Below are 26,551 nucleotides of genomic sequence, written 5' to 3' on the forward strand. Positions count from 1 at the left end.
AGTGAGACCCTTGCGTACCGCCGACATCCGACAGCGCTTCCTCGACCACTTCGCGGCCCGGGGCCACACCGTCGTCCCGAGCGCGCCCCTGCCCACGCCCGACCCGACGCTGCTGTTCGTCAACGCGGGCATGGTGCCGTTCAAGCCCTACTTCACCGGCGAGGCCGCCCCGCCGTGGGAGCGGGCGACAAGCGTCCAGAAGTGCGTGCGGACCCTCGACATCGAGGAGGTCGGCAAGACCACCCGGCACGGCTCCTTCTTCCAGATGAACGGCAACTTCTCCTTCGGGGACTACTTCAAGGAGGAGGCCATCGCCTTCGCCTGGGACCTGTCCGTGAAGCCGCAGGCGGACGGCGGCTACGGCCTCGACCCGGAGAAGATCTGGGTCACCGTCCACCACTCCGACACCGAGTCCCGCGGCATCTGGCGCGCGGTCGCCGGGCTGCCCGACGAGCGGATCGTGGCCCGCGGCGACGAGGACAACTTCTGGTCCATGGGCGTCCCCGGCCCCTGCGGCCCCTGCTCCGAGCTGTACTACGACCGCGGCCCCGCCTTCGGGCGCGAGGGCGGGCCTGCCGTCGACGAGGACCGGTACATGGAGTTCTGGAACCTCGTCTTCATGCAGTACGAGCGCGGCGAGGGCCCCGGCAAGTCCGGCTACCCGATCCTCGGCGAACTGCCCCGCCGCAACATCGACACCGGCATGGGCCTGGAGCGGATGGCCACCCTCCTCCAGGGCAAGGACAACCTGTACGAGATCGACGAGACCCGCCCCGTCCTGGACCGCGCCGCCGACCTGGCCGGCGTACGGTACGGGGCCGACGCGGAGTCCGACGTACGGCTCCGGGTCGTCGCCGACCACGTCCGCACCGCCCTCATGCTCCTCGCCGACGGCACCGCCCCCGGCAACGAGGGCCGCGGCTACGTCCTGCGCCGCATCCTGCGCCGCTCCGTCCGCTCCATGCGCCAGCTCGGCTTCCACGACCCGGCCCTCCCCGAGCTGCTGCCCGTCGCCCGCGACTGCATGGCCCCCTCCTATCCGGAGGTCGTGGAGGCGTACGCGCGGATCTCCGACCAGGCGTACGGCGAGGAGGACGCCTTCCGGGCCACCCTCCGGCAGGGCACCACGGTCCTGGACACCGCCGTCGCCAAGGTCAAGGACGAGGGCGGGCGCTCGCTGCCCGGCGCCCAGGCGTTCCTCCTCCACGACACGTACGGCTTCCCCATCGACCTCACCCTGGAGATGGCCGCAGAACAGGGCGTGGAGGTCGACCGCGACGGCTTCACCGCTCTGATGAACGCCCAGCGGGAGCGCGCCCGCGCCGACGCCCGGGCCCGCAAGTCCGGCGGCGCGGCCGACACCTCCGCCCTCCGCACGGTCCTCGACGCGCACGGGCCGACGGACTGGCGCGCGTGGTCCGCCCTCACCACCGAGTCCCGGGTCCTCGCGCTCCTCGGGGCCGAGGGACCGGTCCCGGTCGCCCGTACCGGTGACCTCGTCACCGTGGTCCTGGACCGCACCCCCTTCTACGCCGAGTCCGGCGGCCAGGACAGCGACGCCGGCCTGCTCTCCGGCGCCTCCGTGGAGGCCGAGGTCGTCGACGTCCAGCGGCCCCTGCCCGGCCTGGTCGTCCACCAGGCGCGGATCACGGCGGGCGAACTGGCCGTGGACGACACGGTCCACGCGGCCGTGGACGCCGAGTGGCGGCTCGGCGCCCGCCAGGCCCACTCCGGCACCCACGTCCTGCACGCCGCGCTCCGGGAGGTCCTCGGCCCCACCGCCCTCCAGGCCGGCTCCTACAACCGGCCCGGCCACCTCCGCCTCGACTTCCCCTGGCGCGGCGCGCTCTCCCCGGCCGTCCGCTCCGAGGTGGAGGAGGCCGCCAACCGGGCCCTGCGCCGCGACCTGCCGGTCGGCGTCCACTGGATGACGCTGCCGGAGGCGAAGGAGCTGGGCGCGCTGGCCCTCTTCGACGAGACGTACGGGGAGAAGGTCCGGGTCGTCGAGATCGGCGGGGCCTGGTCGCGCGAGCTGTGCGGCGGCACCCACGTCGAGCACGCCGCCCAGATCGGCACCGTCGCCCTGACCTCGGAGTCCTCGGTCGGCGCGGGCATGCGCCGGCTGGAGGCCGCCGTCGGCATCGAGGGCTTCGGCTACCTGGCCCGCGAGCGCGACCTCGTGGCCCGCATCGCCGAGCAGCTGGGCGCGCCCCGCGCCGAGCTCCCCGAGAAGATCGCGGGCCTGCTTGACCGCCTGAAGGCCGCCGACCGGGAGAACGCCCGCCTCAAGCAGCAGGCCACCACCGCCCGCGCCGCCGAACTCGCCGCGAGCACGCTCGACGTGAACGGCGTCCAGGTCGTCACCGCCACCGCCGAAGGCGGCGCCGACGAGGCCCGGGCCCTGGCCACCGCCGTCCGCGACCGCCTTCCCGCCGATGCCCCCGGCGCCGTCGGCGTCGGCACCGCGGCGGGCGTGGTCGTCGTCGCGCTGAACAAGGCCGCCCTCGGGACGGGCCTGAACGCGGCCGCCCTCGTCAAGCGGCTCCTCGACGGACGCGGGGGCGGCTCCCCGGAGCTGGCGCAGGGCGGCGGACTTTCCGCCGAGCGCCTCGCCGGCACCCTGGCGGAACTGCCCCGGGTGATCGCCGGCAACTGAGACGGGCGCGGGGAGGGCGCGGCTCCGTCCACGTCCTCCCCGCGGTGCCGTCAGCTCACCGCGCCGACAGGCGCGGCGTGCGCGGCGGCACCGTGCGCCGGCTCCCGGTCCGCTCGAAGGCCGCCGCGAGGGTCAGCAGGGCGTTGTCGTCGTAGGCGCGGCCCGCGAAGGTCAGCCCGACGGGCATGCCGATGTCCGCCATGGTGCCCATGGGCACCGTCACGGTCGGGATGCCGAGGTGGCGGGGGACCAGATTGCCGTTGGCGACCCAGACGCCGTTGCGCCACCCGAGGTCCGCGGAGGCCACGTCCACGTCCATGTCCGCGGGGCCCACGTCGGCCACCGCGGGGAAGACGACCGCGTCCAGACCCAGTCCGTCCATCCACGCCTCCAGGTCGACGCGGCGCGTCTCCTCCAGGCCGCGCAGGCCCTCCTCCAGGAGCGGCATGTCGGCGAGGGACGCGTAGGGGCGCTCGCGCACGAAGCGGGGGTAGGCGCCGATCGTGTCGTCGAAGCCCTCGTACCGGTCGGGCAGCTCGCCCTCCCGCTTGGGCCAGATCCGGTCGCCGTCGACGTCGGCCAGGCTGGAGAGCGCCGGGTCGCCGTTGGCGCGCAGGAAGTCGTCCCAGGCCCAGGCCGACAGGTCCTCGATCTCGAAGGCGAGGTACTCGCGGCTCACCAGTCCGCGGGTGAGCAGCGAGGGCGCCCCGGGGCGGTCGGACTCGTAGTTCGACACCACGGGGAAGTCGACCTCGACGACCTCGGCGCCGGCCGTCTCCAGGTCGCGGCGGGCCGCCTCCCACAGGGCGATCACCGAGGGGCGCGTGTCGACGCGCTGCCCGGTCTGGCCGCCGATGCCTCCGTCGGGGTTCGTGCCGGCGTCGGGGTCGGCGTTGACGTACATGCGGGGCACGCCGACGCGCTTGCCGGCCAGCGCGGCGGCCGCGCTCTCGGCGCCGGCCGGGGCCAGGGCCGGGTAGGAGGCGGGGCGCACCTGCGAGGCCGGGGGCAGCGTCAGCCAGGGCTGGGCGCGCCACAGGTCGCCGCGCGCGTCCGGGTCGTCGGCGACGATGACGTCGAGCAGTTCGAGCAGGTCGGCCATGGTGCGGGTGTGCGGGACCACGACGTCCATGGTGGGAACGAGCGGCCAGTTGCCGCGGACCGAGATCACGCCGCGGCTGGGGGTGTAGGCGCACAGCGCGTTGTTCGAGGCGGGGGCGCGGCCCGAGGACCAGGTCTCCTCGCCGAGGCCGAACGCGCCGAAGGAGGCGGCCGTCGCCGTACCGGAGCCGTTGGAGGAGCCGGAGCCGTAGGCGCTGGTGAGCCACTCGGCGCTGTACGGGCTCTCCGCCCGGCCGTACACGCCGCGCTGCATGCCGCCGTTGGCCATCGGCGGCATGTTGGTGAGGCCGATGAGCACCGCTCCGCCCGCGCGCAGCCGCTCGATGGCGAAGGCGTCGCGCTGGGCGACGAGGTGCTCGAAGGCCGGGGAGCCGGACGCGGCCGTGAGCCCCTCGGCGAGGTAGCTGTCCTTGGCGGTGTACGGGATGCCGTCCAGCGGGCCCAGAGTCTCGCCGCGGGCGCGCCGGGCGTCCGACGCCTCCGCCTCCGCGCGGGCGCGCGGGTTCATCACGACCATCGCGTTGAGGGCGGTGGCCGTACCGGGCCGGTCGTACGCGTCGATCCGCGCGAGGTAGGCGTCGAGCAGCTCGACGGCGGTCGTCTCGCCCTTCTCCAGCGCTGCGCGCAGGTCGGCGATACAGGTCTCCACGACATCGAATCCGCGCGTCACGGTGGGGTCTCCTGGGGGTGAGTAGGGCAGGCGGGCCGGGGGCCGTCGGGGCGACCGCGGGCAGCGGTCGTCACACTCCCCAGCGCTCTGACTTGATTTTCAGTCTAGACTAGGACTCTAGAAATGCGGAACCTAGACTTGGGACCCGGATCTCCGCCACCGAAAGTGAACGCTCATGCCGACGTCAGAGACCGGGCCCGTCGAGCCGGGCACCGCCTCACGGCCCGCCGCGCGGGTCCCGACCGACAGGAAACGTCAGCCCAGCGGGGACGAGGCGCGGGCGCGGGCCATGCGGGCGGCCATCAGCGTCATCGCCGAGAAGGGCACGGCGGCCCTGAGGATGTCGGACATCGCCGAGCGGGCCGGCATGAGCACCGGCCACATCCTCTACCACTTCGGCAAGAAGGACCGGCTCCTGCTCGAAGTCCTGGCCTGGAGCCAGGCGGACCTGTGGGCCCGCTTCCGGCAGGCCGCCGACCGGGCCGCGTCCCCCGCCGAGAAGCTGGACCTCTTCGTCCGCTTCTACCTGCCCCGCGACCAGGGCGACGAGCGCTACGCGCTGTGGACGCAGGTGCTCGCCCAGGGCCACGACGAAGCGGGCCGGCGGATCCTCACCGAGCTGCTGGACGGCTGGGACGAACGCCTGGAGGCCATCGTCCGGGAGGGACAGGACCTCGGGCACTTCGCCGACGTGGACCTGCCCGAGTTCACCATCCGGGCCGTGGCCATGCTGAGCGGACTCTCCGAGGACGTCATGTTCGGGCGCGCCCGCTGGCGGCACACCTCCCCCCACGCGTTCGCCCTGGCCGCCCTCGCCCGCGAACTGCGCCTCGAAGGCCGGGACTGACGACGAAGGGCGCCGCCCGGTCCGACCGGGCGGCGCCCTTCCTTCACTCCGTCGCGAGGAGCGTCACTCCGCGCGTTCCCCGAAGGCGGCGAGGATGCGCTCCGCCGCCAGGGTCGCGGTGATCTCCCCGTCGCGGACCCGCCGCTCGACGTCCGGGGTGAGGGCGCGGACGGCCGGATCCGCGTGGAGCCGGGCGAGCAGCTCGTCGCGGACCATCGACCAGGCCCAGTCGACCTGCTGGTCCCGGCGCCTGGCGTCGAGGCGACCGGCGGCGTCGAGGAGCGAGCGGTGGTTCTCCAGGCGCTCCCACACCTCGTCGAGACCGGAGGACTCCCGGGCGCTGCACGTCAGCACCGGCGGCGTCCACACCGCCTCGCGGCCGTGCATCAGCCGCAGCGCGCCCGCGAGCTCGCGGGCGGCGGCCCGGGCGTCGGTCGCGTGCGGACCGTCCGCCTTGTTCACCGCCACCACGTCCGCCAGCTCCAGGACGCCCTTCTTGATGCCCTGGAGCTGGTCGCCCGTGCGGGCCAGGGTGAGCAGCAGGAAGGTGTCGACCATGTTCGCCACGGCCGTCTCGGACTGCCCGACGCCGACCGTCTCCACCAGGACGACGTCGTAGCCGGCGGCCTCCATCACCACCATCGACTCGCGGGTCGCCTTGGCGACCCCGCCGAGCGTGCCCGCGCTGGGAGACGGCCGCACGAACGCCGCCGGATCCACGGCGAGCCGCTCCATCCGCGTCTTGTCGCCGAGGATCGAGCCCCCGGTGCGGGTGGACGAGGGGTCGACGGCGAGGACCGCCACCCGGTGCCCGAGGCCGGTCAGCATCGTGCCGAAGGCGTCGATGAAGGTCGACTTGCCGACGCCGGGCACGCCGCTGATGCCGATCCGCCGCGCCCGGCCGCTGTGCGGCAGCAGCCGGGTCAGCAGCTCCTGGGCGAGCGCGCGGTGATCGGGACGGGTGGACTCCACGAGGGTGATGGCGCGCGCCACGAGGGCGCGCTTCCCCTCCCGTACACCCTTCTCGTACGTGTCGAGGTCGATGGCCATGGGCTACAGGTCGTGTCCCAGGTCGGCCGCGAGCCTCCGCACCAGATCGGCGGCCGCGTCCGGGATCACCGTGCCGGGCGGGAAGACCGCGGCGGCGCCCATCTCCAGGAGCGTCGGCACGTCCTGGGGCGGGATGACCCCGCCGACCACGATCATGATGTCCTCCCGGCCCTCGGCGGCCAGCTCGTCCCGCAGCGCCGGGACGAGCGTGAGGTGACCGGCCGCCAGGGACGAGACACCCACGATGTGGACGTCCGCCTCGACGGCCTGCCGGGCCACCTCGCCCGGGGTCTGGAACAGCGGGCCGACGTCGACGTCGAAGCCCAGGTCGGCGAAGGCGGTCGCGATCACCTTCTGGCCGCGGTCGTGCCCGTCCTGGCCCATCTTCGCGACCAGGATGCGGGGACGGCGGCCCTCGGCCTCCTCGAAGGAGCCGACGAGGGCTCGGGTGGACTCCACGTTCGGGGACTCACCTGCTTCGTTGCGGTACACACCGGAGATCGTACGGATCTGGCCGGAGTGCCGGCCGTACACCTTCTCCAGGGCGTCCGAGATCTCGCCGACGGTGGCCTTCGCGCGAGCGGCGCGCACGGCCAGCTCCAGGAGGTTGCCCTCCCCGCCCGCCGCGCGGGTGAGGTCGTCCAGCGCGTCCTGGCAGACCCGCTCGTCGCGCTCCGCGCGCAGCCGCCGCAGCTTCTCGATCTGCTGGGCGCGCACGGACGAGTTGTCGACCTTCAGGACCTCGATCTGCTCGTCGCCGTCGACGCGGTACTTGTTCACGCCGATGACCGGCTGACGGCCGGAGTCGATCCGCGCCTGGGTACGGGCCGCGGCCTCCTCGACGCGCAGCTTCGGGATGCCCGCGTCGATCGCCTGCGCCATGCCGCCGGCCGCCTCGACCTCCTGGATGTGCTGCCAGGCCCGGCGCGCCAGGTCGTACGTCAGCCGCTCCACGTAGGCGCTGCCGCCCCACGGGTCGATGGTCCGGGTGGTGCCCGACTCCTGCTGGATGAGCAGCTGGGTGTTGCGCGCGATGCGGGCCGAGAAGTCGGTCGGCAGCGCGAGCGCCTCGTCGAGCGCGTTGGTGTGCAGCGACTGGGTGTGGCCCTGCGTCGCCGCCATCGCCTCCACGCACGTGCGCGTCACGTTGTTGAAGACGTCCTGCGCGGTCAGCGACCAGCCGGAGGTCTGCGAATGAGTGCGCAGCGACAGCGACTTGGCGTTCTGGGGGTCGAACTCCTTGACCAGCTTCGCCCACAGCAGACGCGCCGCGCGCAGCTTGGCGATCTCCATGAAGAAGTTCATGCCGATCGCCCAGAAGAAGGAGAGCCGCGGCGCGAACGCGTCCACGTCCAGGCCCGCCTCCCGGCCCGCGCGGATGTACTCGACGCCGTCCGCGAGGGTGTAGGCCAGCTCCAGGTCGGCGGTCGCCCCCGCCTCCTGGATGTGGTAGCCGGAGATGGAGATCGAGTTGTAGCGGGGCATGTTCCGCGAGGTGAAGGCGAAGATGTCGGAGATGATCCGCATCGACGGCTTCGGCGGGTAGATGTAGGTGTTGCGGACCATGAACTCCTTGAGGATGTCGTTCTGGATGGTCCCGGCGAGCTTGTCGGCGGAGACGCCCTGCTCCTCCGCCGCCACGATGTAGAGGGCGAGGACGGGCAGCACCGCGCCGTTCATCGTCATCGACACCGACATCCGGTCCAGCGGGATCCCGTCGAACAGCTGCCGCATGTCGTAGATCGAGTCGATCGCCACGCCCGCCATGCCGACGTCACCGGTGACCCGCGGGTGGTCGCTGTCGTACCCGCGGTGGGTCGGCAGGTCGAAGGCGACCGACAGGCCCTTCTGACCGGCCGCGAGGTTCCGCCGGTAGAAGGCGTTGGACTCCTCGGCCGTCGAGAAGCCCGCGTACTGGCGGATGGTCCAGGGCTGGTTGACGTACATCGTCGGATAGGGGCCGCGCAGGAACGGCGCCACGCCCGGGTACGTCCCCAGGAAGTCGACGTCCTCCAGGTCGCTCCCGGTGTACAGGGGCTTGACCGTGATGCCCTCGGGCGTCTCCCACAGCAGTTCGTCCCCGCCGGCGGCCCGCTTGACCGCGGCGCGCCACTCCTCGGGGCTGCCGGCCGTGGACGGGGATCCGAGGTCGATCCCGGTGAAGTCGGGGATTCCCATCAGGACACTCCCATGCGGTCGAGGGTGGCGGAGAGGACGGCGACCGCGTCGCACCCGGCGAAGACATACGAGTCGACGCCCGGGTACGCGGCGGGGCGCCCGGCGAGCACCACGTGCCCGGCCCCGGCGGCGCGGAACGCGGCGGCCTCCTCGGCGGCGCGCTCCTCGTACACGGCGTCGCTGGAGCACAGGCAGACCTCGGCGGCCCCGCTGTCCTCGAAGGAGCCGTCGGTGACGGGCTCGATGCCGCCCGCCTGGAAGAGGTTCGCGGCGAAGGTCAGCCGGGCGGTGTGCGCCGCGGCCGGCCCGAGCGCGGCCAGGAAGACCCGGGGCCGGGCACCCGTCGCGGCCAGATGGGCGTCGGACCGGGCGCGCAGCGCCTCGAACGCCTCGTCGCGGCGGACCCGCGGCAGCCCGCCCGAGGGCCGGGCGGGCGCGGGCTCGCGCACCACCGGCTTCTCCGCGAGGTGAGGGAACTCGCTGACACCGGTGACCGGTTCGCGGCGCTTGGCGAGCGCCTTGGACCGCTCGGCCCAGGTCGCGGCGAGCCGCTGCCCGATCCAGCCCGAGCGCAGTCCGGCCGCCGGTCCGCCGGACCGCTCGATGTCCTGGAAGAACTCCCAGGCGGCACCGGCGAGTTCGTCGGTCAGCGACTCCACGTACCAGGAGCCGCCAGCCGGGTCGATCACCCGGGCCAGGTGCGACTCCTCGATGAGCACGGTGGAGGTGTTCCGGGCGATCCGGCGCGCGAAGGCGTCCGGGAGTCCGAGCGCGTGGTCGAAGGAGTGGACGGTCACCGCGTCGGCGCCGCCGACACCCGCCGCGAGCGTGGCGATCGTCGCCCGAAGCATGTTCACCCACGGATCCCGCGCCGTCGTCATCACCGAGGACGTGACCGCGTGCTGGACCTGCGCCCCGGCGGAAGGGGCGCCGCACGCCTCCGCGACCCGCGCCCACAGGCGCCGCGCCGCGCGCAGCTTGGCGATGGTGAGGAACTGGTCGGCCGTCGCCGCGTACCGGAACTCCAGCTGCCCCAGGGCCTGGTCGACGCTCAGGCCACCGCCGGTGAGCGCCCGCAGATAGGCGACACCGGTGGCGAGGGAAGCGCCCAGTTCCTGCGTGGCCGAGCCGCCGGCATCGTGGTACGGCAGGGCGTCCACGGTCAGCGCCCGCAGCCCCGGGTACGACTCGGCGCACAGCCTCGCGAGGGCGACGGTGGCGGCGAACCCGTCACCGTCGTACGCGGAACCGGTGCGCGCCTCGGTGCCGAGCGGGTCGGCGCCGAGATTGCCCAGCGCCCCCTCGGGAGCCACTCCGCGCCGGGCGTAGACGGCGAGCAGCTCCTGCGCGGCGTCCGCCGTCTCGGCCCCGGCGTCCAGGACGACCGGAGCCAGGTCGAGGTACACGCCCCGCAGCACCCGGTCCAGATCGTCGACCGGGATCCCGCCCGGCCCCACGGTCAGCCACAGCGAGCTGACGCCGTTCTCCAGGTCGGTCAGCACGGCCTCGGGATCGGCGGCGGCGTGCTGCTGGCGCACGTCCCAGCCGCCCACGGCATTGCCCGTGGCGCGCCCGGACCGGACGAAGGGAGGGAAGCCCGGTAGGCCGGGGTCGGGCGCGGCGTCGGCGGCCGTGTACAGCGGGCGGGTCCGCAGGCCGTCCTCGAGCGCGACGGACAGCGCGTCCTCGGCCTCGGTGGCGGGAACGTCCTTGCCCGACCGGCTCAGCACGCCGGTCACGAGACGCTGCCACTGCGCACGGGTCGCTGCGGGGAACTCGGCGGCCAGGGAAAGGCCGTCGTCAGGCAGCACAGTCATGAGCGGAGCTTAGGTCAGGTGAACAAAGGAGCAGCAGGGTGATCACCTGTGACCTTGACCTCTCCGGACCGCCCTTGATCGCGCCGACCGACCGTGCATGCGGACCACACCGCCGCGGTGGTACGGCCCACCTCGGCGCTCCACCACCGCCCTGCCCGCCGGTGACGGGTGTCGGAGTCCCAGGAACACCACACGATCGGGTCCCGCCCCGACACGCCGAAAGGCCGCCTGCCGCCACCCCGGGTGCCGGCAGGAGGCCCGCGTGTCCCTCAGATCAGAAGGAGGTCCAGGTGAAGGACACCTCGTCGCCGTTCTCTATCTCGAACTGGCAGCCGCCGACCGGGGTGGAGACGCCGTTGACCGCGATGTTCCAGTAGGCGGAGCCGCCGCCGCTGACGCCCTTGACCGTGTCGACGGAGTAGTCGTCGAAGGAGGCGTACCAGGTGCCGTCCCAGGTGAAGCCGTTGCGCTTGGCCGCGTGGTCCAGGGCGGCCGTGGGGGTCGGCACCTTGGTCGCGTGCGCGGAGCCGTTGGTGCCGTCGCACTTGTGGGTGCCGCCGGTGGCGGTCGTGACGTCGTGGCCCCAGGTGAAGATCTTCTTCTGGAAGAGCAGGCCGTCGGGGCCCTGGACCTTGACCGTGACTCTCACCGGGGCGTTGGTGAACGCCGCCGCGGTCTCCGGCTGCGCGACCGCCGGAGAGGCGGTCAGGGCGAGGCCGAGGGCCGCCGTGGTGACGGCGGTGCGGCGGAGCAGGGAGGTGCGCATGGGGTTCCTCTCGACGGAGCGTGCGGTGGATGGTGCGTGGTTCAACCGGGCGTGCCGTCCGGGCCCGCGCCCCGGCCGGAGAACCGGACCGGGGCCTGGAAGCGGGCCTTGCGGGCGGCGCGGCGGAAGACGGTGAGGACGGCGGGGCCGGCCAGGGTGATGGCGACGAGGTTGGTGACGGCGCGGCCGGTGTCCCAGCCGAGCGAGGTCGCCAGGTCGAAGGCGATGTACCGCTGGAACTGCTCGGTGAACGGCAGGCCCGGGAGGTACGCGATGGAGCTGTTCGGGTCGAGCGAGAAGGGCCAGAACGACAGGTTGAGCAGAAAGCCGAACAGATAGCCGGAGAGCGATCCGTACACCGCGAGCATGGCGACCTCCCGCCGGCCCGTGGCCTTCGGGAGGAAGCCCGCGAGCATCCCGACGAAGGCGCAGCCGAACATCTGGTACGGCATCCAGGGGCCGACGCCGCCGGTGATGAGGGCGGAGGCGAACAGCGACGTGCAGCCCAGCGTGAACCCGAAGCCCGGCCCGTACACCCGCCCCGCGAGAACGAGGATGAAGAACACGGTCTCGATGCCGGCGGTGCCCGCCCCGAGCGGGCGGAGCGCGGCGTTCACCGCGGAGAGCACGCCCAGCATCGCCAGGGCCTTCGAGTCGATCCCACCCTCCGCGATCTCCGAGATCACCACGGAGAGCACCACGACGAGCAGGACGCCGAAGATCAGCGGCGGGGCGTAGTTCGAGCCGAACTTCCCCGGCGCGACCAGGAACGGCCAGAAGAACGCGACGACGCCGAGGAAGGCCGCCATGGCGATCACGATCCCGGCCCGGGGCCGGATGCGGATGGCGGCGGGGGAGGCGCTCATGACTCCGGGTCCGTTCCGTCGGCGTCGAGCACCGCCGCCACCTGGTCCACCGTGAGGAAGGGCAGGGGGGCGAGGACCTTCGCCGTCTGCGGGGCGAAGACCGGGGAGGCGACGATGACCTCGGTGGTCGGCCCGTCCGCGACGACGTCCCCCTCGGCCATGACGACCACCCGGTCGGCGGCGCGGGCGACGAACTCCACGTCGTGGGTGGAGATGACGACCGTGCGCCCCTCGGCCGCGAGACCGTCCACGATGCCGATCAGGGCGCCCTTGGCCCGGTAGTCGAGCCCGCGCGTGGGCTCGTCGAGGAGCACCACCCGGGGGGCGGCGGCCAGCTGGATCGCCAGCACCAGGGCCAGCTTCTGGCCCTCGGACAGATCGCGCGGGTGCGTGGTGTCGGGGATGCCGGGGGCGAGCCGGTCCAGCAGGGACCGTGCCGGAACCCCGTCGTCCCCGACCCCGGACTCGGCGTCGGCCTGGTCGAGTTCCTGCTTGACGCTCTCCAGGTACAGGAGGTCGGTGGGGGTCTGCGGCACCAGGCCGACGAGCCGCCGGGCCTCCGCCGCCGAGACCTTCCGGGGATCTCGCGACCCAGGCTCGCCCGCCTCCCCGACGGCGACCGAACCCGCCTTGCGGGGACCGGAGCCCTGGAGCGCCCACAGCAGGGAGGACTTCCCGGAGCCGTTGCGGCCCATCAGCGCGGTGACCTCCCCGCCCCGCAGGTCGAGGTCGACCTCGCGGACCGCGGGCACGCCCTGGTACGTCACGGTGATGCCGCGCGCGGTCAGCAGGACGGGCCGGTCCGCGCCGGGCGCCGGCCGGACCGGGGGCGGCACTACCCGCTCCAGCCGGGTCCGCAGCGGCGCCGCCGCCCGCCGCGCGTCGCGGATGGAGAGGGGCAGCGGGGACCAGGCGGCGGTCCGGCCCAGCTCCACGACGGGCGGGGCGATGGATGCCGTACGGAAGATCTGCGCCGGCGGCCCGGAGACCACCCGGCCGTCCCCGGGGAGGTGCAGGACGCGGTCCGCGTACTGGACGACGCGCTCCAGCCGGTGCTCGGCGAGCAGGACGGTGACGCCGAGGTCGTGGACGAGCCGGGTGACGGCGGCCAGGACCTCCTCGGCGGCCGTCGGGTCCAGCGCCGAGGTCGGCTCGTCCAGGACGAGGACCCGGGGGTGCGCGGTGAGGACGGAGCCGATGGCGACGCGCTGCTGCTGTCCGCCGGAGAGTTCGTGGAGGGCCCGGTGACGCAGGTCGGCGAGCCCCAGCAGATCCAGGGTCTCCTCCACCCGCTTGCGCATGGTGGCCGGCGGCACCGCCAACTGCTCCATCGCGTAGGCGAGTTCCTCCTCGACGGTGTCGGTGACGAAGCCGTCCAGGGGGTCCTGGCCGACGACCCCCACGACATCGGCGAGCTCGCGCGGAGGATGGTCGGCGGTGTCCCGGCCGTCGACGGTGACCCGGCCGTGGAGCGTGCCTCCGGTGAAGTGCGGCACGAGCCCGTTGACGGTGCCGAGCAGGGTCGACTTGCCGGTGCCGGTGTGGCCGACGACCAGGCAGAGCTCGCCCTCCTCCACCGTCAGGTCCACGTCCCGCAGGACGGGCTCGGCCGTGTCGTCGTACACGACGGAGACCTGGTCGAAGCTGATCACGTGGGTTCCTCGGTGCGCTGTGCGGGAAGGGCCGGCCGGACCGGCGGACTGGGGGGAGGGGCCACGAACCCGGCGGTCCCGGCCAGGAGGATCGCCGCGGCCGGGACCAGCGGGAGGGTGGGCCAGCTGAGCGGGTAGATCGACGGATTGAGTTCGGCCGCGTCGAAGCCGGCGTTGCTGAAGAGGAGCACCGCGGACAGCACGCCGCAGCCGGCCACGGCCCACTCGGCGGCCCGCCACGGATCCGGGCGGTAGGTCGTACGGGTCACCCTGCGCCCCCCGAGACGGAGCCCCGCCACGCACAGCAGCCCGCCGGCCACCAGCGCCGGGAAGCCGAGCACGGCGGGGGCGGTGGCGTCGAGGAGCCCGTACGCGCCGGCGCAGAGCCCGCACATGCCGAGCAGCATCAGCGCGCCGGTGGCCCGGCGCGACCGGCGGGTGGCCGTCCCCGCCCGCCCGTAGCCCCGGGAGTCCATCGCCGCCGCCAGCCGCAGGGAGCGTTCCAGCGCGTCCTCCAGCACCGGGACGATGATCCCGCGCAGGGCCCGCAGACCCTTGGAGCGCCCGGCGCGGAGCCGCCGCGCCCGGTGCACGCGCTGCACGCTCTGGACCAGTTGGGGCGCCACGCTGAGGGAGACGGTGACGGCGACGCCGAGCTCGTACAGCGCGCCGGGCAGCACGCGCAGGGCCCGCTTGGGGTTGGCGAGGGTGTTGGCGGCGCCGATGCAGCAGAGCATGCACGCCAGCCGCAGCCCGTCGGTGGCGGCGGAGAGCAGCGCCTCCAGGGAGACGGGCCCGCCGATCTGGATCCCGGCGTACCAGTCCGGGGTGGGGAGGTGCGGGAGCGAGAAGAGGAAGTGGTCGTGCGGGGTGATCCCGGTGGCGAAGACCGCGCGGAACACCACCCGGATCGCGACGACGGTGAGGGCGAGGTAGAGGTAGTACTTGAAGCCGCGCGCCCAGGGCGCCTCGGTGCGGCGCATCGTGATGACGTATCCGAGGACGGCGAGGACGAGGAAGAGCAGCAGCGGGTTGTTGGTGCGGCTCACCGCCGTCGCGAGCGCCAGGGCCCAGATCCACCAGGCGACGGGGTGCAGGGAGCGGGGCAGGCGGCGGCCGCCCGCGTCCGGCGCGGGGCCGGACACGGACGGTGCGACGGCTGCCGTGGAGGCACGGGGCACGCGGCTACTCCGTACGCCGGCGGCGCTTGGCGGCGAAGACGGCGGCCGCGCCGATCAGCAGGCCCAGGAGACCGGTCACGGCGGCGGGCACCCAGGACCCCGTGTCGACGGGGGCGTCCGCCGCGGGCGCCGCGTCGACGACCGCGGGGCCCGGGGCGGCGACGGCCGGCGAGCCGGTCGTCGCGGTCGGGCTCGGAGGGGTCGTCGGAGGGGTCGTGGCGGGCGTCGGGGACGCGGTCTTCGACGGGGTCGGCGAGGGGCTCCGCGAGGGGGTCGGGGTGCGTGTCGGCGCGGGCGGTCGCGTCACGGGAGCGGTCGTCGGCGGAGCCGGCGGTTCCGTCGGGGGCGGGTTCTCCGGAGCGGGGCCGGTGTCGACGTCCGGCGGCAGCGGCGCCGCGGTCCGGGTGTCCCGGGGCACCGGCTGACCGCCCCCGGTGGGCCGGGTGTTCTTCGCGCGCAGCTGGTCGGGGGTGACGGTGGGCCTCCCCTCGGTCCCCTCGATGTTGGTGCCGCCGAAGATCCACAGGTCGACGCTGCCGGGCTTGGGCTTGTAGAGCATCGCGCCGAGCTGGCTGTACTCCCAGGTGTTCTCGCCCGGATCCGCGTGCCAGTACGACCAGTACGCGGAGGCGGGCGGGGTGAGGACGCAGTCGTCCTGCTGGGGCGTCGGGTACTGCTTCCCTCCCTGGTGACCGCTGTAGCCGATGCGGCAGATGAAGGCGGGGCCGTCGTGGCCCGTGCCGGTGGTCCGCCAGCCGCCCTGGTTCAGGAGCTCGTACCCGGTCGTGGGGGTCGTCCCGCACGAGCGGTAGATGGGCCCTCCCCAGTGGCTGAAGTCGACGGCGAGGACGGCGCCGGAGGAGGTGGTGCACTGCCCCATCGGCTGGGGGGCGGCGCCGGCCGGGGCCGCGGTGGCGGCGACGGCCGCCACCGACAGCCCCAGCGCGGTCCCCGCACGCGTGAGGGAACGCGGGACGCGGCGAGTGGTCATGCCGGGCCGCCGTCGGTCTCGCGCCGCCGGCGGGCGAGGTGGGTCGCGCCCCAGCCCGCGGCGACCAGGAGCACGGCCGTGACGGCGAGGGCGGTGACCTGCGACCCGGTGGCGGCGAGGCTTCCGCCCTTCCCGGTGCCGGACGCCTGGGCCTCGCCGCCGCCCGTGCCGGACGTCTGGGATCCGCCGCTCTCCGTGCCGCCGTCCTCGCCCGGGGTGATGATCACGGGCGTCGACGAGGGGGAGGCGGGCGGCCCGGACGGGCTCGGGACCGGCTCGGCGGTCGTGCCGCTCAGGTCACGGGTCAGCGTGCCGAAGGAGATGCCGGTGGCCCCGCCGACCGCCTGGGCGGAGGCCCGGACGTCGGATCCTGCCTGACCGCCCTTGCTGACGTTGAAGCCGCCGTCCTTGTTCTGCTGCGAGGCCAGGAACTTCCGCGCCTTCGCGATCTCGGCCGCGTACTTCTCGGTGTCCAGCGACAGCCCCTGGACGGCGAGCGCCGCCGAGTTGACGGAGTTCCCGGAGGCTCCGGGGAAGCCACCGTCGGGGAGCTGCTGCCCGGCCAGCCACACCAGGGCCCGGTCCACGGCCGCCTGCGCCTCGGCGTCGGGCAGCAGGTCCATGGCCATCGCGGCCATCGCCGTCGAGTCGACCTCGATGTCGCTCGGCTCGCCGATGAGACTGGGCCAGGCGCCGGTCGACGGGTCGCGGAGGCTCTTGAGGTACGCCACCGGCGAGGCCGCGGCGGCCGTCTCACCCGCCCTGACCTGGGCGATGACGCCCAGGGACTGGGAGAAGACCGAGGTGGCGTAGGTGTAGTTGCCCTGGCCGGCGCACTTGCGGGGCTCGGCCGGGGTCGCGGCCGGGCAGACGCCCCGGGCGAGCGCGGCGATCAGGTCCTTCCCGCCGAAGGCGCGGGGGTCGCGGCCCACGGACTCGGCGAGGACCGCCGCCTTGCCGATGAACCCGCCGCCGGCGTACTTGGTGCCGACCTTGGTCCAGTCGTGGACGCCGCGGCCCGAGGCGTCCTCGCCGCCCTTGTCGAGGAAGTCGACGATGTTGCGCAGGGTGGCGTTGTCGTGGCCGGTGGCGGCGAGCGCGTACGCGCCGTCGATGGTCAGGCCGTAGTCGGCGAAGCGGGGGCTGCCCTCGTAGTACCGGCCCTGGATCAGCCGCCGGTGGTCGGCGAGGTAGGCCGAGCCCTTCTTGAGGTCCGGTCCCTCACCGGCCGGGGGACTGGTGGGCCCGGTCGTGGGAGGGGCCGTGGTCGGGGGTGTCGTGGGCGGAGTGGTCGGAGGGGTGGTCGGCGGCGCCGGCTCCTTCGTGGTCAGCGTCACCAGGTCGCTCTTCGCGCCCGCGATGAGGGCCGCGGTGGTGGCGTAGAGCAGCGGGTCCGGGGTGCCCTCCTCGAAGGCGAAGCCCCCGCCGGGGAGCTGCTGTCGGGAGAGCCAGGAGACGGCCGCGTCCGCGTGGGCCCGGTCGCCCAGCGCCCGCAGCGCCTGGGCCGCCCAGCCCGTGGCGTACGCGCTGCCCGGGACGCTGTACGAGACGGCGGGCCAGGCACCGGTCTTGAACTGGGCCTTCTTCAGAGAGGAGCGGGCCTTGGTGACGACCGCCTTGTGGCCGCCGGCCCGCTGGAGGGCGAGCGCGACCAGCGCGGTGCTCCCGGCCTCGCTCTCGCAGACCTGCCCGTCCAGGATCAGGAAGCTCGGGAATCCGCCGTCGTCGCACTGGAGTTGAGTCAGCCGCGTCACCGCCTCGGCCGGCGGGGTCACGTCACCGTTCAGCAGGGCGATGACGGCGAGGGCCTGGCCCTCGGTCTGTCCGGTCGTCCGGAAGTCGCCCTTGGTGGTGCAGCCGGGGACGGGCTGGGGAGCGTCCGAGCCGCTGAGGCAGACGTTCGCCAGGAGGTCGCCGAGGAGGTCGTGGCCGCCGAAGTCACGCGGGTCCTTGCCGGTGGCCTCGGCGACGAGCGCGAGGCGGGCGGCGGCGGTGGCGTCGGGCGCCTCGTCCTTCCCGGCGGGGTAGGCGTAGGCGTCGGTGTGCTCGGGCCTGCCGAGGAAGGCGGCGATCCTCCGGGCCGCGGGGCTCTCGCCGTCGGCGGCGGCCAGGGCCCAGGCGGCCTCGGTGGTGGCGAGGTAGTTCGGCACCGTGTCGCCCTCGTTGACCACCCGCTGGCCGTTCGTCAGCCGGTCGGTGAGCCAGCGGGCCGCCGCCGGCAGGTCGACCGAGCCCGGTGGCACGCTCGGGGCGGGCGGGTCGCCCGGGTCCGGCGGGTCGCCTCCGTCCGCGCGGACGTCGTCAGGGGTGAAGGTGGGCCGGCCCTTGGTGCCGCCGATGTCGGTGCCGCCGAAGACCCACGCGTCCACGTCGCCCGGCTTGAGGGTGCGGGACATGGCCCCCAGCGGGCTGTACGTCCACTTCCGCTGCCCGGGCGAGGCGATCCAGTACGACCAGTACGCGGTGGCCTGCGGGGTGAGGACGCAGTCCTCCTGGGCCGGAGTGGGGTACTGCTTGCCCCGGTTGAACGAGCCGTTGCCGATGCGGCAGATGAACGCGGGTCCGTCGTGCTCCGTACCCGCGGTGCTGAACCCGCCGGACTGCAGCAGCTCGTAGCCGGTCGTGGGGGTGGCGTCGCAGCCGCGCACCACGGGGCCGCCCCAGTGACCGAAGTCGACGGCGACGATGGCGCCGGTGGTGCGGGTGCACTTCTTCATCGGGTCGGCGCTCGCCGGCGTGGCGGCCGTGAAGTGGGCCAGGCCCGTACCGAGCGTCAGAAAGGAAACGGTCAGGACGGACACCAGGCGTCGTCTCGCCCTCGGCCACCGTCTCGCCTGCTGTTCGGTCCCCACCGCGGCCCCTCGTCTCTGCCGGGCGGCTGCGTACGTGGCGATGGCCTCGCGACGGCGACGCCGTGGCGGGGCGGTGACGACCACGCCGTAGTCCGCGACGGCGTTCCTCGTGCTCATTTCCAGCCCAGGCATTCCGGCTCACCCGGTCCTGGCCGGGTCCACGGTTGCGGGTCAGCGCCGGAATTCGACCGGCTTCCCCTGGTGCTGATTGCTTATCAGGCGGAGTGCAACACGGATCAGTTGGCATCGTCAAGGTGGTCCGCGTCTCACCGGCCGCCCGCTCGGCCGGCCCACCGGGCACCCCCTCGGTGACGCTGGCGGTACCTCGGCCGTTCGGGTAGCGTCCTGGGCTGCCACATGGGGGAATCCGGTGCGAAGCCGGAGCTGACGCGCAGCGGTGTGGGACGGCGGGGGGCCGTTTCCGAGCCCGAATGCCCATACGGCGACGCACGACACGAAGCCGTACCACGCGTTCCGGACGGCGGTCCCCGGCCATGCCCCGGCCGTGCTCCGGCACGGTGACGCGCGCCTGCACCGGAGCGGCCGGCGTCCGCCGACTTCAGGAGGACGCCTTGTCCCTTCCCCGAACCTCACGCCGTCTCGCGCTCGCGGTGCCGGCGATGCTCGGCGCCTTCGCGCTCAGCACGCTCCCCGCCTTCGCGACCTCCACCCCCGCGCAGATCGCCACCTCCAAGACCAACGGTGTGGCCTACCTCAAGTCGCTCCAGGCGGCGGACGGTTCGTACGCCGGCTCGGGTCTCTCCAACGAGTGGGCGTTCAGCGCCTTCGCCGCCGCGGGCACCGCCGTCGTCGACGTGGCACCCGGCGGCGACACCACCAAGAACGCCAGAACCGTCTACCGCAACCTGCTGTCGACCGCCGCGTGGCCGTCCGCCACCCCGGTGGTCACCGACTACGAGCGGGGGACGCTGAACGCCTACGCCGCCGGCATCGACCCGGCGCGCGTCTCGGCCTCGCGCAACCTCATCGCGAACATCTACGGGTACTGGCAGACCGCCGAACCGGGCTACTTCGGCCCCTCCGCCAACTTCAACGGCACCGTCTTCGCCGCCCTCGCCCTCGGCGGCGCCAAGACCCAGGCCGGCTCCGCCCGCGTCCCGCAGGCCCTGACGGCCGCGATGGTCGCCCGCCTCCGCGCCAACCAGCACAACGACGGCGGCTGGACCTACCAGAAGGTGGAGGGCAACCCCACCGCCATCAACACCGCGAGCGACATCGACATGACCGGCGCCGCCATGGCCGCGCTGTGCGTCTCCGGCGTCCCGAACACGGACGCGGACGTCGTCCAGGGCAAGAACTTCCTCAAGGGCAAGCTCGTCAGCTCCTCGGGCGCGTTCAACTCCCTCTACGGCGTCAACACCAGCTCCAACGGCTGGGGCGTCTCGGGCCTCAACGCCTGCGGATTCAACCCGCAGTCGGCGGAGTTCACCACCCTCGCCACCAAGACCCCGATCGACTTCCTCCTCGCCAACCAGTACAACCCGGCGGGTGGCTTCAAGTACAAGCCCGCCGACACCACTCCTTCCGCGTACTCCTCGATCGACGCGCTGCGCGCGGTCGCCGGAGGCGGCTTCACCGCGGCCCCGCCGGTCCCGGTCACCCCGGGCGCCCCCCAGTGGGTCGCCCAGTCGACATTCACCCCGGGGACCGCCACCAAGCTCGCGCTCACCGTCGACGACGGCGCCGGCAACCTCAAGGTGTGCGCGGTCTCCTTCACGCCCACGGCGACGACCACGACCCTCGGGGACGTCCTCGCCGCCGCGACGGGCGCCGCCACCCCGTCCGGCTGCGTCACGAGCGTCACCCCCGCGTCGGGTACGGGCGCGATCACCGCGCTCAACGGCAAGGCGAACAGCGGATCGAACACCTGGAAGGTCAGCACCGACGGCTCCGCCTTCACCGGAGCCCTGCGCGAGACGACCGTCAACGTCGGCGACACCATCGCGCTGCGCTGGGGCGCCTGACCCCGGCCCGGGCACGACAGGCGGGCGCCCGTTCGCCCGCCTCCGTCACGAACTGTGATGCAGTCGGACTTGTGAGTGACCGCCCTCCGGGCTTCGGTGCCCGGAGGGCGGTCACTCACGGTGGAAGCCCCTGGGTCCGGGGGAACAGCCCCGGGGCCACCGGGGCCGCGGGCGCGTCCCCGCGGCCCCGTCGCGCGACGCGGAGTGCGTGGTGCTCACCGGCGTAGGAGCCTGGTGGTGTGGTGAAGCCGGGGAAGGCGGTGAACGGCGCGTACCGGCGGAGCTGGCTGCGCGGGGCGCCGCCGCCCCGCTGGGTCCGGGTCCTGCCCGTGCTGCTGCTCGTCGGGGTGGGGGTGGCCTCCCTCACCGACTCCGTCCCGGTGGACATCGGCTTCCTGCTGGGCGCGGTCTCCCCACTGGCCGTCCTGGCCTACGGACCGCTGGCCACGGCCCTCCTCGGCGCCGCGACGATCGCGCTGCTGACCGTTCCCGCCTTCCATCTGGACCGGCCGGGGAACACCGACCTCGTCACCCTCGGCTTCGTCGCCACCCTGAGCGTCTTCGTGTCCTTCGTCCGGGGGCGCAGGGACGAGCAGCTCGACCTGGAACGGGCCGTCGCCGAGACGGCCCAGCGGGCCATCGTCCCCGACGTACGGCGGCGCGTCGGTCCCGTGCGCTGCGCGAGCCTCTACCGGGCCGCCGAGGCGGGCACGCTGGTGGGAGGCGACTTCTTCGACGTCAGGGCCGGCCCCTACGGGGTGCGGGCGGTCCTCGGCGACGTACAGGGCCACGGCCTGTCGGCCGTCGCCACGGTCGCGTCCGTCCTGGGGGCGTTCCGCGAGGCCGTCCTGGACGACGCGGACGCGGAGGCGGTCGCGGCGCGGCTGGACCGCAGGCTCGTGGTCGACTCCGCGCGCACGGAGCATGCCGAACTCTTCGCCACGGCCGTCCTCCTGGACTTCGCCCCGCACGGGCGGGAGGTCCGCGTCCTGGCCTGCGGCCATCCGCCGCCGGTCCTGCTGCGCGGCGGCGCCGTGCGCACCCTCGACCTCGACCCGGGGCCGCCCCTGGGCCTGGGCCTCGCCGACGTGGCGCCCGGAACCGCCGCCACCGTGTCGCTCCGGCCCGGTGACCGGCTCCTCCTCGCGTCGGACGGCGTTCTGGAAGCGCGGGACGCCTCCGGCGCCTTCTATCCCTTCGCCGCACGCCTGGCCCGGATGACCGGCCTCGGACCGGACGAGTTGCCCGCCGCGATCTGGTCGGACCTGAGCCGCTTCGCAGCGGGGATCCAGGACGACGTCACCCTCCTGATCCTCACCCTGGACGCCTCCGGGCCCGACTGACGGCCCGGCGCCGTCCCGTACGGCCGCCCCGACGCGTGTCCTGCCGGTCCGGTCATGTGATCACGATCACTCTGATCGTGGGGTCCCCGTGTCAACCGGGGACCCGGCGGCAGGCGTATGCGGGGTGTAGTCGGAGATGCGGGAGTCGTTCGTTGACGGTCGAGGAGTTCGAAGAGTTCTACGCCCAGGCGGTGGCGCGGCTCACGGGGCAGTTGTACGTGATGCTGGGCGATCTGCACGAGGCGCAGGACGTCGTGCAGGAGGCCTTCGTCAAGGGCTGGAACCGCCGGCGGCAGCTGGACCGGGACGGGCAGCCGGAGGCGTGGATCCGTACGGTCGCCTGGCGCCTCGCGGTCAGCCGATGGCGCTTTCGCCGGCGTACGGCCGAGGCGTGGCGGCGGGACGCCGTGGCACCCGTGGTGGTGGACGGCCCCGAGCCCGACCACCTCGTCCTCGTCGAGGCCATGCGGGGACTGCCGCAGCAGCAGCGCCGCACCCTCGCCCTGCACTACCTGTGCGACCTGAGCGTCGACCAGGTCGCCGCCGAGACGGGCCTCTCGACCGGCACCGTCAAGACCCACCTCTCCCGCGGACGGGCCGCGCTCGCCCACCGCATCGAGGACCCGCGCAGCCCCCGTACCGCCCACCCGTCCAGCGAGGAGGCACCCGATGCATGACTCCCACGGTCCGTCGCAGGACCCCGCCCGCGAGCCGTCCGGCGCCTCCTCCAGCGACCCGCTGAAGTCGCTCTTCGAGCAGGCGGCCGCGGCGGGCCGGGCACGGGCCACGTACGCGCCGGCCGGCGAGATCAGCGCCCGGGGCCGCCGCGTCCACCGGCGCCGGCTCGCTGTGCTCGCCGCGGGAGCCTGCCTGGTCGTGGGCGGGGGAGGAGCCGCCCTGGGCACCCTGCTCGCGGGGCCGCCCCAGCCGGTCGTCCCCGCGACGAGTCCGTCCGTGAGCGGACCGGCCCCCGCCGGCACGACCACCGCACCGCCCCCGACCCTCCCGCCCACGACCCAGCCCCCGTCCGTCGGCGCCACCACCACCCCGCCCGCCGGCATCCCCACCTCCACGACCACCACCCGGCCGGGCGCCACCACGACCACCACTCCGCCCGGGAGCGCCACGACCACCACTCCGCCGGGGGGCGCCGGGTAGCCCCCGGCCGGCCCTCCGCCGACACCCACCGGGCGGGGGAGGGTGGCCCCGGCCCTCCGCCGGCGCACAAGAGAACCGGCAGGGCGGGCCCCCCGGCCCTCCGCCGGCGCCCATCAGAACCGGCAGGCCGGACACCCCCGGCCCTCCGCCGGCCCACACCGAGCAGACCCCACAGGGGACCCGGTCACCTCATCGAGACCGGGTCCCCCGCCCCGCCATGCCCTCGAACGATTGCAGCCCCCCATGACCGTGACAGAAGACGCCCTCCGAGCACCGAGGGCCCACGTCATACCCGACACGCCGCCCCCGCGCCCGCCCCGGCGGCCGCGGCCGCGCCTCCCCCGGGCACTCCGGCTCGACGCCGCCGACCGCGACGTCCTCGCCCTCTACCTGCTCACCCGCGTCACCCTCCTCCTGACCGCCTACTGCACCGCCTGGCTCTTCCCCAGCGACCCCGAGGCCCACCGTCCGGACTCCTTCGCCGAGGTCGTCGGGCGGTGGGACTGGGACCACTACCTGCACATCGCCCGCGACGGCTACTTCCCCGACGACCCGGCCGCCCGCCCCGAGCCGTGGGACAACCGGGAGGCGTTCTTCCCGGGCTTCCCGCTCGCGCTGCGGGCCGCGCACCTCCTGGTGGGCGACTGGACCGCGGCCGGACTCCTCGTCTCCCTGCTCGCCGGCGCCGTCGCCGTCCTCGCCCTCGGGCGCGTCGCGCGGCACCACCTGCCGGAGACGGCCGACTCCCGCCGGGCCGTCCTGCTGCTGCTCGTCTCGCCCTGCGCCGTGTTCCTCGCCGTCGGCTACACCGAGTCGCTGTTCCTCGCCTTCGCCCTTCCCGCCTGGCTCGCCGCCCGCCGCGACGCCTGGCGGCTCGCGGCGCTGCTCACCGCCGGTGCCACCACCGTGCGCGTGACCGGCCTCTTCCTGCTCGCCGCGCTCGTCGTCCACTTCGCCCTCACGGCCCGCCGCCGGGGCCTGGCACGCCGGCTTCCCTGGCTCGCGCTTCCCGCGCTCCCGCCGCTGCTGTACGTCTGGTACCTGCACGGCCGCACCGGGGACTGGATGGCGTGGAAGCACGCCCAGGAGCGCGGCTGGTACCGGGAGTTCCACGCCCCGTGGGAGTCCTGGAGCACCACCTGGAACGCCGCCTTCGGCCACGGCTACTCCACCCCGTACGCGCTCCTGTGGCAGGCCGAACTCGTCGCCATGGTGGTCGGGATCGTGGCCGTCGCCCTGCTCGCCCGCGCCCGCCGCTGGCCCGAGGCGGTCTACGTCGCGCTCAGCCTCTGGGCGCTCGGCACCTCGTACTGGTACATGTCCGTCCCCCGCGCGACGCTGCTGTGGTGGCCCCTCTGGATCGGCCTCGCCGCCTGGACTCTGCGCGCCCCCTGGAGGACGGCCGTCTGGCTGTTCCTGTCCGCCCCGCTCTCCGTCGTCCTCGCCGTCACCTACTTCTCGGGACGCTGGGCGGGCTGAACGTACGGGAACGGCTTCGTCGACGCCCAGGGGGTGCCTCGCCGATCAGACCGGGCTCGTGGCGAGAGGACACCCCTAGGGCGTCGCGACCTCGGCGAGGGGCCTCAGCAGGTACGTGTCCATGATCCAGCCGTGGGTGGCCCGTGCCTCGGCCCGGGCCCGCCGGATCTCGTCGGCGACCTCTCCGAGCGGCCCGGAGACGAGGATCTCGTCCGGGGTGCCGAGGTAGGCACCCCAGTAGATCCACGTGCCCTCGCCGGAGAGGTGCCGGAAGGACTCGTGGGCGTCGAGCATCACGACGACGTCGCCGTCGTCGTTGCCGATCGCGCCGAGCGTCTCGGAGAGCTGTCGCCCGGGGGTGATGTGGAGCGGCCGGCCCACCCGGTTGAGACCGATGCGGTGGCGCGCCGCGAGCGTGGAGACGCTGCTGACGCCCGGGATCACCTCGTAGGTGAACGTCACGTTCCCCCGGGCCGCGATGGACTCCAGGACGGCCAGGGTGCTGTCGTACAAGGAGGGGTCGCCCCACACCAGGAACGCTCCGCGCTGCCCGGGCGCCAACTCGTCCCGGATCAGGCCCTCGCAGAGGTCGGCGCGCCGGCGGCGCCAGTCGTGGACGGCTTCCCGGTAACCGGAGGACGCGTCCTGGGCGCGGTCGCGCCACGGGTCGTCCGCCTCGACGATCCGGTGGGACCCGGAGGCGTGCTCGTCCAGCATGTCGTGCCGGAGCCGGACCAGGGACGCCTTCTCCCGGCCCTTGTCGAGGATGAAGAACACGTCGGTCGTCCGCATGGCCTTCACGGCCGCGAGGGTCAGCTGGTCGGGGTCACCCGAGCCGATGCCGATGACCGCGAGGTGTCTGGTCGTGCCGTCCAACGCCCTGGTGCTCCTTGATCGTGTGTCCACGGGGGAGATTCCCCGCGGAGCCTGCTCAGCTCATGCCCGTGAGCTTCCGTGCGCGGTGAAGGCGCCGGCGGAGCTCGGCGGCCAGATCATCGTGGTCCGGGACGGGGGCGGCCGATCCCAGCCGCTCCTCCACGGTCTGCAAGCACTCGATGAGCTCGTTCAGTCCCTCGCGCAGAGACCGTACCCGCGCCGCCTGGCCGCCCAGCTGCCGGCGGCTCGCCAGCAGGTTGTCGAAGTCGTGTACGGGCAGGACGACGAGCTCCTCCCCGTCGACGACGATGTGTCGGGCGTGCGGCTTCATCTCATCCCCCTGGGGCCGCCTGTCGGTCGGATCGGCGGCATATCAGGATACGGACGAGTGAAGGCGAGAGTTCCCGGGCGAGGGAGCGGGAGAGGGAGCGGGCGCGGCGGCTCGCCCCGGGGGAGAGCCGCCGCACCCGTCGGTCACGGGCGGACCGGGGCGACCCGCGGCGGCGGGTTGGTGCTCGCCGTCTTGTTCAGGGAGAACGACCAGCCCTCGAAGCTGCCCTGCGCCGGCTTGCGGGACGAGGCGCCCGACTGGCTGTAGGTCCAGCTGCCGCCGTTCGGGGCGTGCCAGTACGACCAGTAGGCGGACGCGGGCGGCGTGTTCACGCAGGACTCGGTGGCGGCGGTGGGCTTGCCCTCGATACGGCAGATGAAGGCCTTGCCCCAGCGCTGGGTCCCGGTGACGTCGAAGCCCGCGTTCTCCAGCGCGGCGAGGCCGGTGGCCTGGTCGCCGGGCGCGCAGCGGACGACGGTGCCGCCGCCGAGCTCCTGGAAGTCGACGACGACGGTGACGCCGGTGCTGGTGGGGCAGGTGCCGGCGGTGCCCTTGCCGTTGAGGGCGACGGCGTCGGGAGCCGTCGCGAAGTCGACCGCGCCCAGGCCCAGGACCAGGGCGACGGAGAGGACGGCTGCGCGCAGGCCCCGCAGCACAGGGCGGTGCGTCATTCTCATAGGTGGTTCGCTTCTTTCTCGTTCGGGGCCGCCCCGTGGGTGGAGCGGCCGGGG

General features: G+C 74.0%; 20 protein-coding genes and 2 riboswitches. Of the genes, 7 read left to right on the forward strand and 13 right to left on the reverse strand.

The features are described 5' to 3' along the window. Positions 1 to 10 precede the first annotated feature (10 nt). Complete coding sequence (gene alaS, locus ACFYT9_RS18750) at positions 11 to 2,656, forward strand: alanine--tRNA ligase (protein WP_389165127.1); 2,646 nt, start codon at positions 11 to 13, stop codon at positions 2,654 to 2,656. Between the two features lie 55 nt (positions 2,657 to 2,711). Here alaS and ACFYT9_RS18755 read toward each other — a convergent pair whose 3' ends face one another. Next, the gene (locus ACFYT9_RS18755) at positions 2,712 to 4,448 is read right to left on the reverse strand and encodes an amidase (protein WP_389165128.1); all 1,737 of its coding nucleotides are present in this window, start codon (positions 4,446 to 4,448) and stop codon (positions 2,712 to 2,714) included. Positions 4,449 to 4,623: 175 nt separating this feature from the next. On the opposite strand from ACFYT9_RS18755, the gene ACFYT9_RS18760 reads away from it, so the two are divergent. After that, a complete protein-coding gene (locus ACFYT9_RS18760) occupies positions 4,624 to 5,295 on the forward strand; it encodes a TetR/AcrR family transcriptional regulator (protein WP_389165129.1) in 672 nt (223 codons plus the stop codon). A 63-nt stretch (positions 5,296 to 5,358) separates the two neighbouring features. Here the strand turns inward: ACFYT9_RS18760 and meaB are convergent, their stop codons facing one another. The 9 genes from meaB to ACFYT9_RS18805 all read right to left on the reverse strand — a co-directional run bounded on the left by meaB (position 5,359) and on the right by ACFYT9_RS18805 (position 18,648). Next, positions 5,359 to 6,345: a methylmalonyl Co-A mutase-associated GTPase MeaB gene (gene meaB, locus ACFYT9_RS18765; RefSeq protein ID WP_389165131.1), complete on the reverse strand. Its 987-nt coding sequence runs from the start codon at positions 6,343 to 6,345 to the stop codon at positions 5,359 to 5,361. A 3-nt stretch (positions 6,346 to 6,348) separates the two neighbouring features. Next, a complete protein-coding gene (gene scpA, locus ACFYT9_RS18770) occupies positions 6,349 to 8,523 on the reverse strand; it encodes a methylmalonyl-CoA mutase (protein ID WP_376599786.1) in 2,175 nt (724 codons plus the stop codon). Next, a complete protein-coding gene (locus ACFYT9_RS18775; protein ID WP_389165132.1) occupies positions 8,523 to 10,340 on the reverse strand; it encodes a methylmalonyl-CoA mutase family protein in 1,818 nt (605 codons plus the stop codon). The genes scpA and ACFYT9_RS18775 overlap by 1 nt, the downstream gene beginning before the upstream one ends. 274 nt (positions 10,341 to 10,614) lie before the next feature. Next, positions 10,615 to 11,106, reverse strand: a complete 492-nt coding sequence (locus ACFYT9_RS18780) for a DUF4430 domain-containing protein (RefSeq protein WP_376599782.1) — start codon at positions 11,104 to 11,106, stop codon at positions 10,615 to 10,617. Between the two features lie 41 nt (positions 11,107 to 11,147). Continuing rightward, positions 11,148 to 11,972 (reverse strand): ECF transporter S component, encoded by an 825-nt coding sequence (locus ACFYT9_RS18785; RefSeq protein WP_389165134.1) that lies wholly within the window; start codon positions 11,970 to 11,972, stop codon positions 11,148 to 11,150. Then, a complete protein-coding gene (locus ACFYT9_RS18790; RefSeq protein WP_389165136.1) occupies positions 11,969 to 13,624 on the reverse strand; it encodes an ABC transporter ATP-binding protein in 1,656 nt (551 codons plus the stop codon). Before ACFYT9_RS18790 ends, ACFYT9_RS18785 begins: the two co-directional genes overlap by 4 nt. Further along, a complete protein-coding gene (locus tag ACFYT9_RS18795) occupies positions 13,621 to 14,805 on the reverse strand; it encodes an energy-coupling factor transporter transmembrane component T (RefSeq protein ID WP_387270365.1) in 1,185 nt (394 codons plus the stop codon). The genes ACFYT9_RS18790 and ACFYT9_RS18795 overlap by 4 nt, the downstream gene beginning before the upstream one ends. Before the next feature lie 4 nt (positions 14,806 to 14,809). Beyond that, positions 14,810 to 15,796: a hypothetical protein gene (locus ACFYT9_RS18800; RefSeq protein WP_389165137.1), complete on the reverse strand. Its 987-nt coding sequence runs from the start codon at positions 15,794 to 15,796 to the stop codon at positions 14,810 to 14,812. Then, positions 15,793 to 18,648 (reverse strand): prenyltransferase/squalene oxidase repeat-containing protein, encoded by a 2,856-nt coding sequence (locus tag ACFYT9_RS18805; RefSeq protein ID WP_389165325.1) that lies wholly within the window; start codon positions 18,646 to 18,648, stop codon positions 15,793 to 15,795. The genes ACFYT9_RS18800 and ACFYT9_RS18805 overlap by 4 nt, the downstream gene beginning before the upstream one ends. A gap of 105 nt (positions 18,649 to 18,753) precedes the next feature. Next, positions 18,754 to 18,886: riboswitch (cobalamin riboswitch) on the reverse strand. A gap of 122 nt (positions 18,887 to 19,008) precedes the next feature. Further along, positions 19,009 to 19,085, forward strand: a riboswitch (cobalamin riboswitch). Positions 19,086 to 19,268: 183 nt separating this feature from the next. On the opposite strand from ACFYT9_RS18805, the gene ACFYT9_RS18810 reads away from it, so the two are divergent. The 5 genes from ACFYT9_RS18810 to ACFYT9_RS18830 all read left to right on the forward strand — a co-directional run bounded on the left by ACFYT9_RS18810 (position 19,269) and on the right by ACFYT9_RS18830 (position 24,613). After that, positions 19,269 to 20,633, forward strand: coding sequence for a hypothetical protein (locus ACFYT9_RS18810; protein ID WP_389165328.1), 1,365 nt, complete (start codon positions 19,269 to 19,271; stop codon positions 20,631 to 20,633). A 239-nt stretch (positions 20,634 to 20,872) separates the two neighbouring features. Then, complete coding sequence (locus ACFYT9_RS18815; protein WP_387270368.1) at positions 20,873 to 21,976, forward strand: PP2C family protein-serine/threonine phosphatase; 1,104 nt, start codon at positions 20,873 to 20,875, stop codon at positions 21,974 to 21,976. Positions 21,977 to 22,128: 152 nt separating this feature from the next. Further along, positions 22,129 to 22,653, forward strand: coding sequence for a SigE family RNA polymerase sigma factor (locus ACFYT9_RS18820; RefSeq protein ID WP_389165139.1), 525 nt, complete (start codon positions 22,129 to 22,131; stop codon positions 22,651 to 22,653). Then, entirely contained in the window at positions 22,646 to 23,134 is a 489-nt protein-coding gene (locus ACFYT9_RS18825) for a hypothetical protein (protein WP_389165140.1), read from the forward strand. Before ACFYT9_RS18820 ends, ACFYT9_RS18825 begins: the two co-directional genes overlap by 8 nt. Before the next feature lie 243 nt (positions 23,135 to 23,377). Then, positions 23,378 to 24,613, forward strand: coding sequence for a mannosyltransferase family protein (locus tag ACFYT9_RS18830; protein WP_389165142.1), 1,236 nt, complete (start codon positions 23,378 to 23,380; stop codon positions 24,611 to 24,613). Positions 24,614 to 24,688: 75 nt separating this feature from the next. Here ACFYT9_RS18830 and cobF read toward each other — a convergent pair whose 3' ends face one another. The 3 genes from cobF to ACFYT9_RS18845 form a co-directional block, all read right to left on the reverse strand. Beyond that, the gene (gene cobF / locus ACFYT9_RS18835; protein ID WP_389165143.1) at positions 24,689 to 25,489 is read right to left on the reverse strand and encodes a precorrin-6A synthase (deacetylating); all 801 of its coding nucleotides are present in this window, start codon (positions 25,487 to 25,489) and stop codon (positions 24,689 to 24,691) included. Positions 25,490 to 25,544: 55 nt separating this feature from the next. Next, positions 25,545 to 25,820, reverse strand: coding sequence for a hypothetical protein (locus ACFYT9_RS18840; RefSeq protein WP_389165145.1), 276 nt, complete (start codon positions 25,818 to 25,820; stop codon positions 25,545 to 25,547). Between the two features lie 143 nt (positions 25,821 to 25,963). Further along, on the reverse strand, positions 25,964 to 26,491 hold the full coding sequence (locus ACFYT9_RS18845; RefSeq protein WP_389165147.1) for a flagellar hook-length control protein FliK: 528 nt from the start codon (positions 26,489 to 26,491) through the stop codon (positions 25,964 to 25,966). Positions 26,492 to 26,551: the final 60 nt, after the last annotated feature.

Origin of the sequence: Streptomyces sp. NPDC004435 (genome assembly GCF_042873895.1) — a bacterium.
Classification (GTDB): domain Bacteria; phylum Actinomycetota; class Actinomycetes; order Streptomycetales; family Streptomycetaceae; genus Streptomyces.

Bases quoted from the DNA above. Each gene is read 5' to 3' on its own strand.
- ACFYT9_RS18785 (WP_389165134.1), bottom strand. From the start codon at position 11,972: ATGAGCGCCTCCCCCGCCGCCATCCGCATCCGGCCCCGGGCCGGGATC.
- ACFYT9_RS18825 (WP_389165140.1), top strand. From the start codon at position 22,646: ATGCATGACTCCCACGGTCCGTCGCAGGACCCCGCCCGCGAGCCGTCC.
- ACFYT9_RS18780 (WP_376599782.1), bottom strand. From the start codon at position 11,106: ATGCGCACCTCCCTGCTCCGCCGCACCGCCGTCACCACGGCGGCCCTC.
- scpA (WP_376599786.1), bottom strand. From the start codon at position 8,523: ATGGGAATCCCCGACTTCACCGGGATCGACCTCGGATCCCCGTCCACG.
- ACFYT9_RS18840 (WP_389165145.1), bottom strand. From the start codon at position 25,820: ATGAAGCCGCACGCCCGACACATCGTCGTCGACGGGGAGGAGCTCGTC.
- ACFYT9_RS18760 (WP_389165129.1), top strand. From the start codon at position 4,624: ATGCCGACGTCAGAGACCGGGCCCGTCGAGCCGGGCACCGCCTCACGG.
- meaB (WP_389165131.1), bottom strand. From the start codon at position 6,345: ATGGCCATCGACCTCGACACGTACGAGAAGGGTGTACGGGAGGGGAAG.
- ACFYT9_RS18830 (WP_389165142.1), top strand. From the start codon at position 23,378: ATGACCGTGACAGAAGACGCCCTCCGAGCACCGAGGGCCCACGTCATA.
- ACFYT9_RS18800 (WP_389165137.1), bottom strand. From the start codon at position 15,796: ATGACCACTCGCCGCGTCCCGCGTTCCCTCACGCGTGCGGGGACCGCG.
- ACFYT9_RS18775 (WP_389165132.1), bottom strand. From the start codon at position 10,340: ATGACTGTGCTGCCTGACGACGGCCTTTCCCTGGCCGCCGAGTTCCCC.
- ACFYT9_RS18845 (WP_389165147.1), bottom strand. From the start codon at position 26,491: ATGACGCACCGCCCTGTGCTGCGGGGCCTGCGCGCAGCCGTCCTCTCC.
- ACFYT9_RS18810 (WP_389165328.1), top strand. From the start codon at position 19,269: ATGCTCGGCGCCTTCGCGCTCAGCACGCTCCCCGCCTTCGCGACCTCC.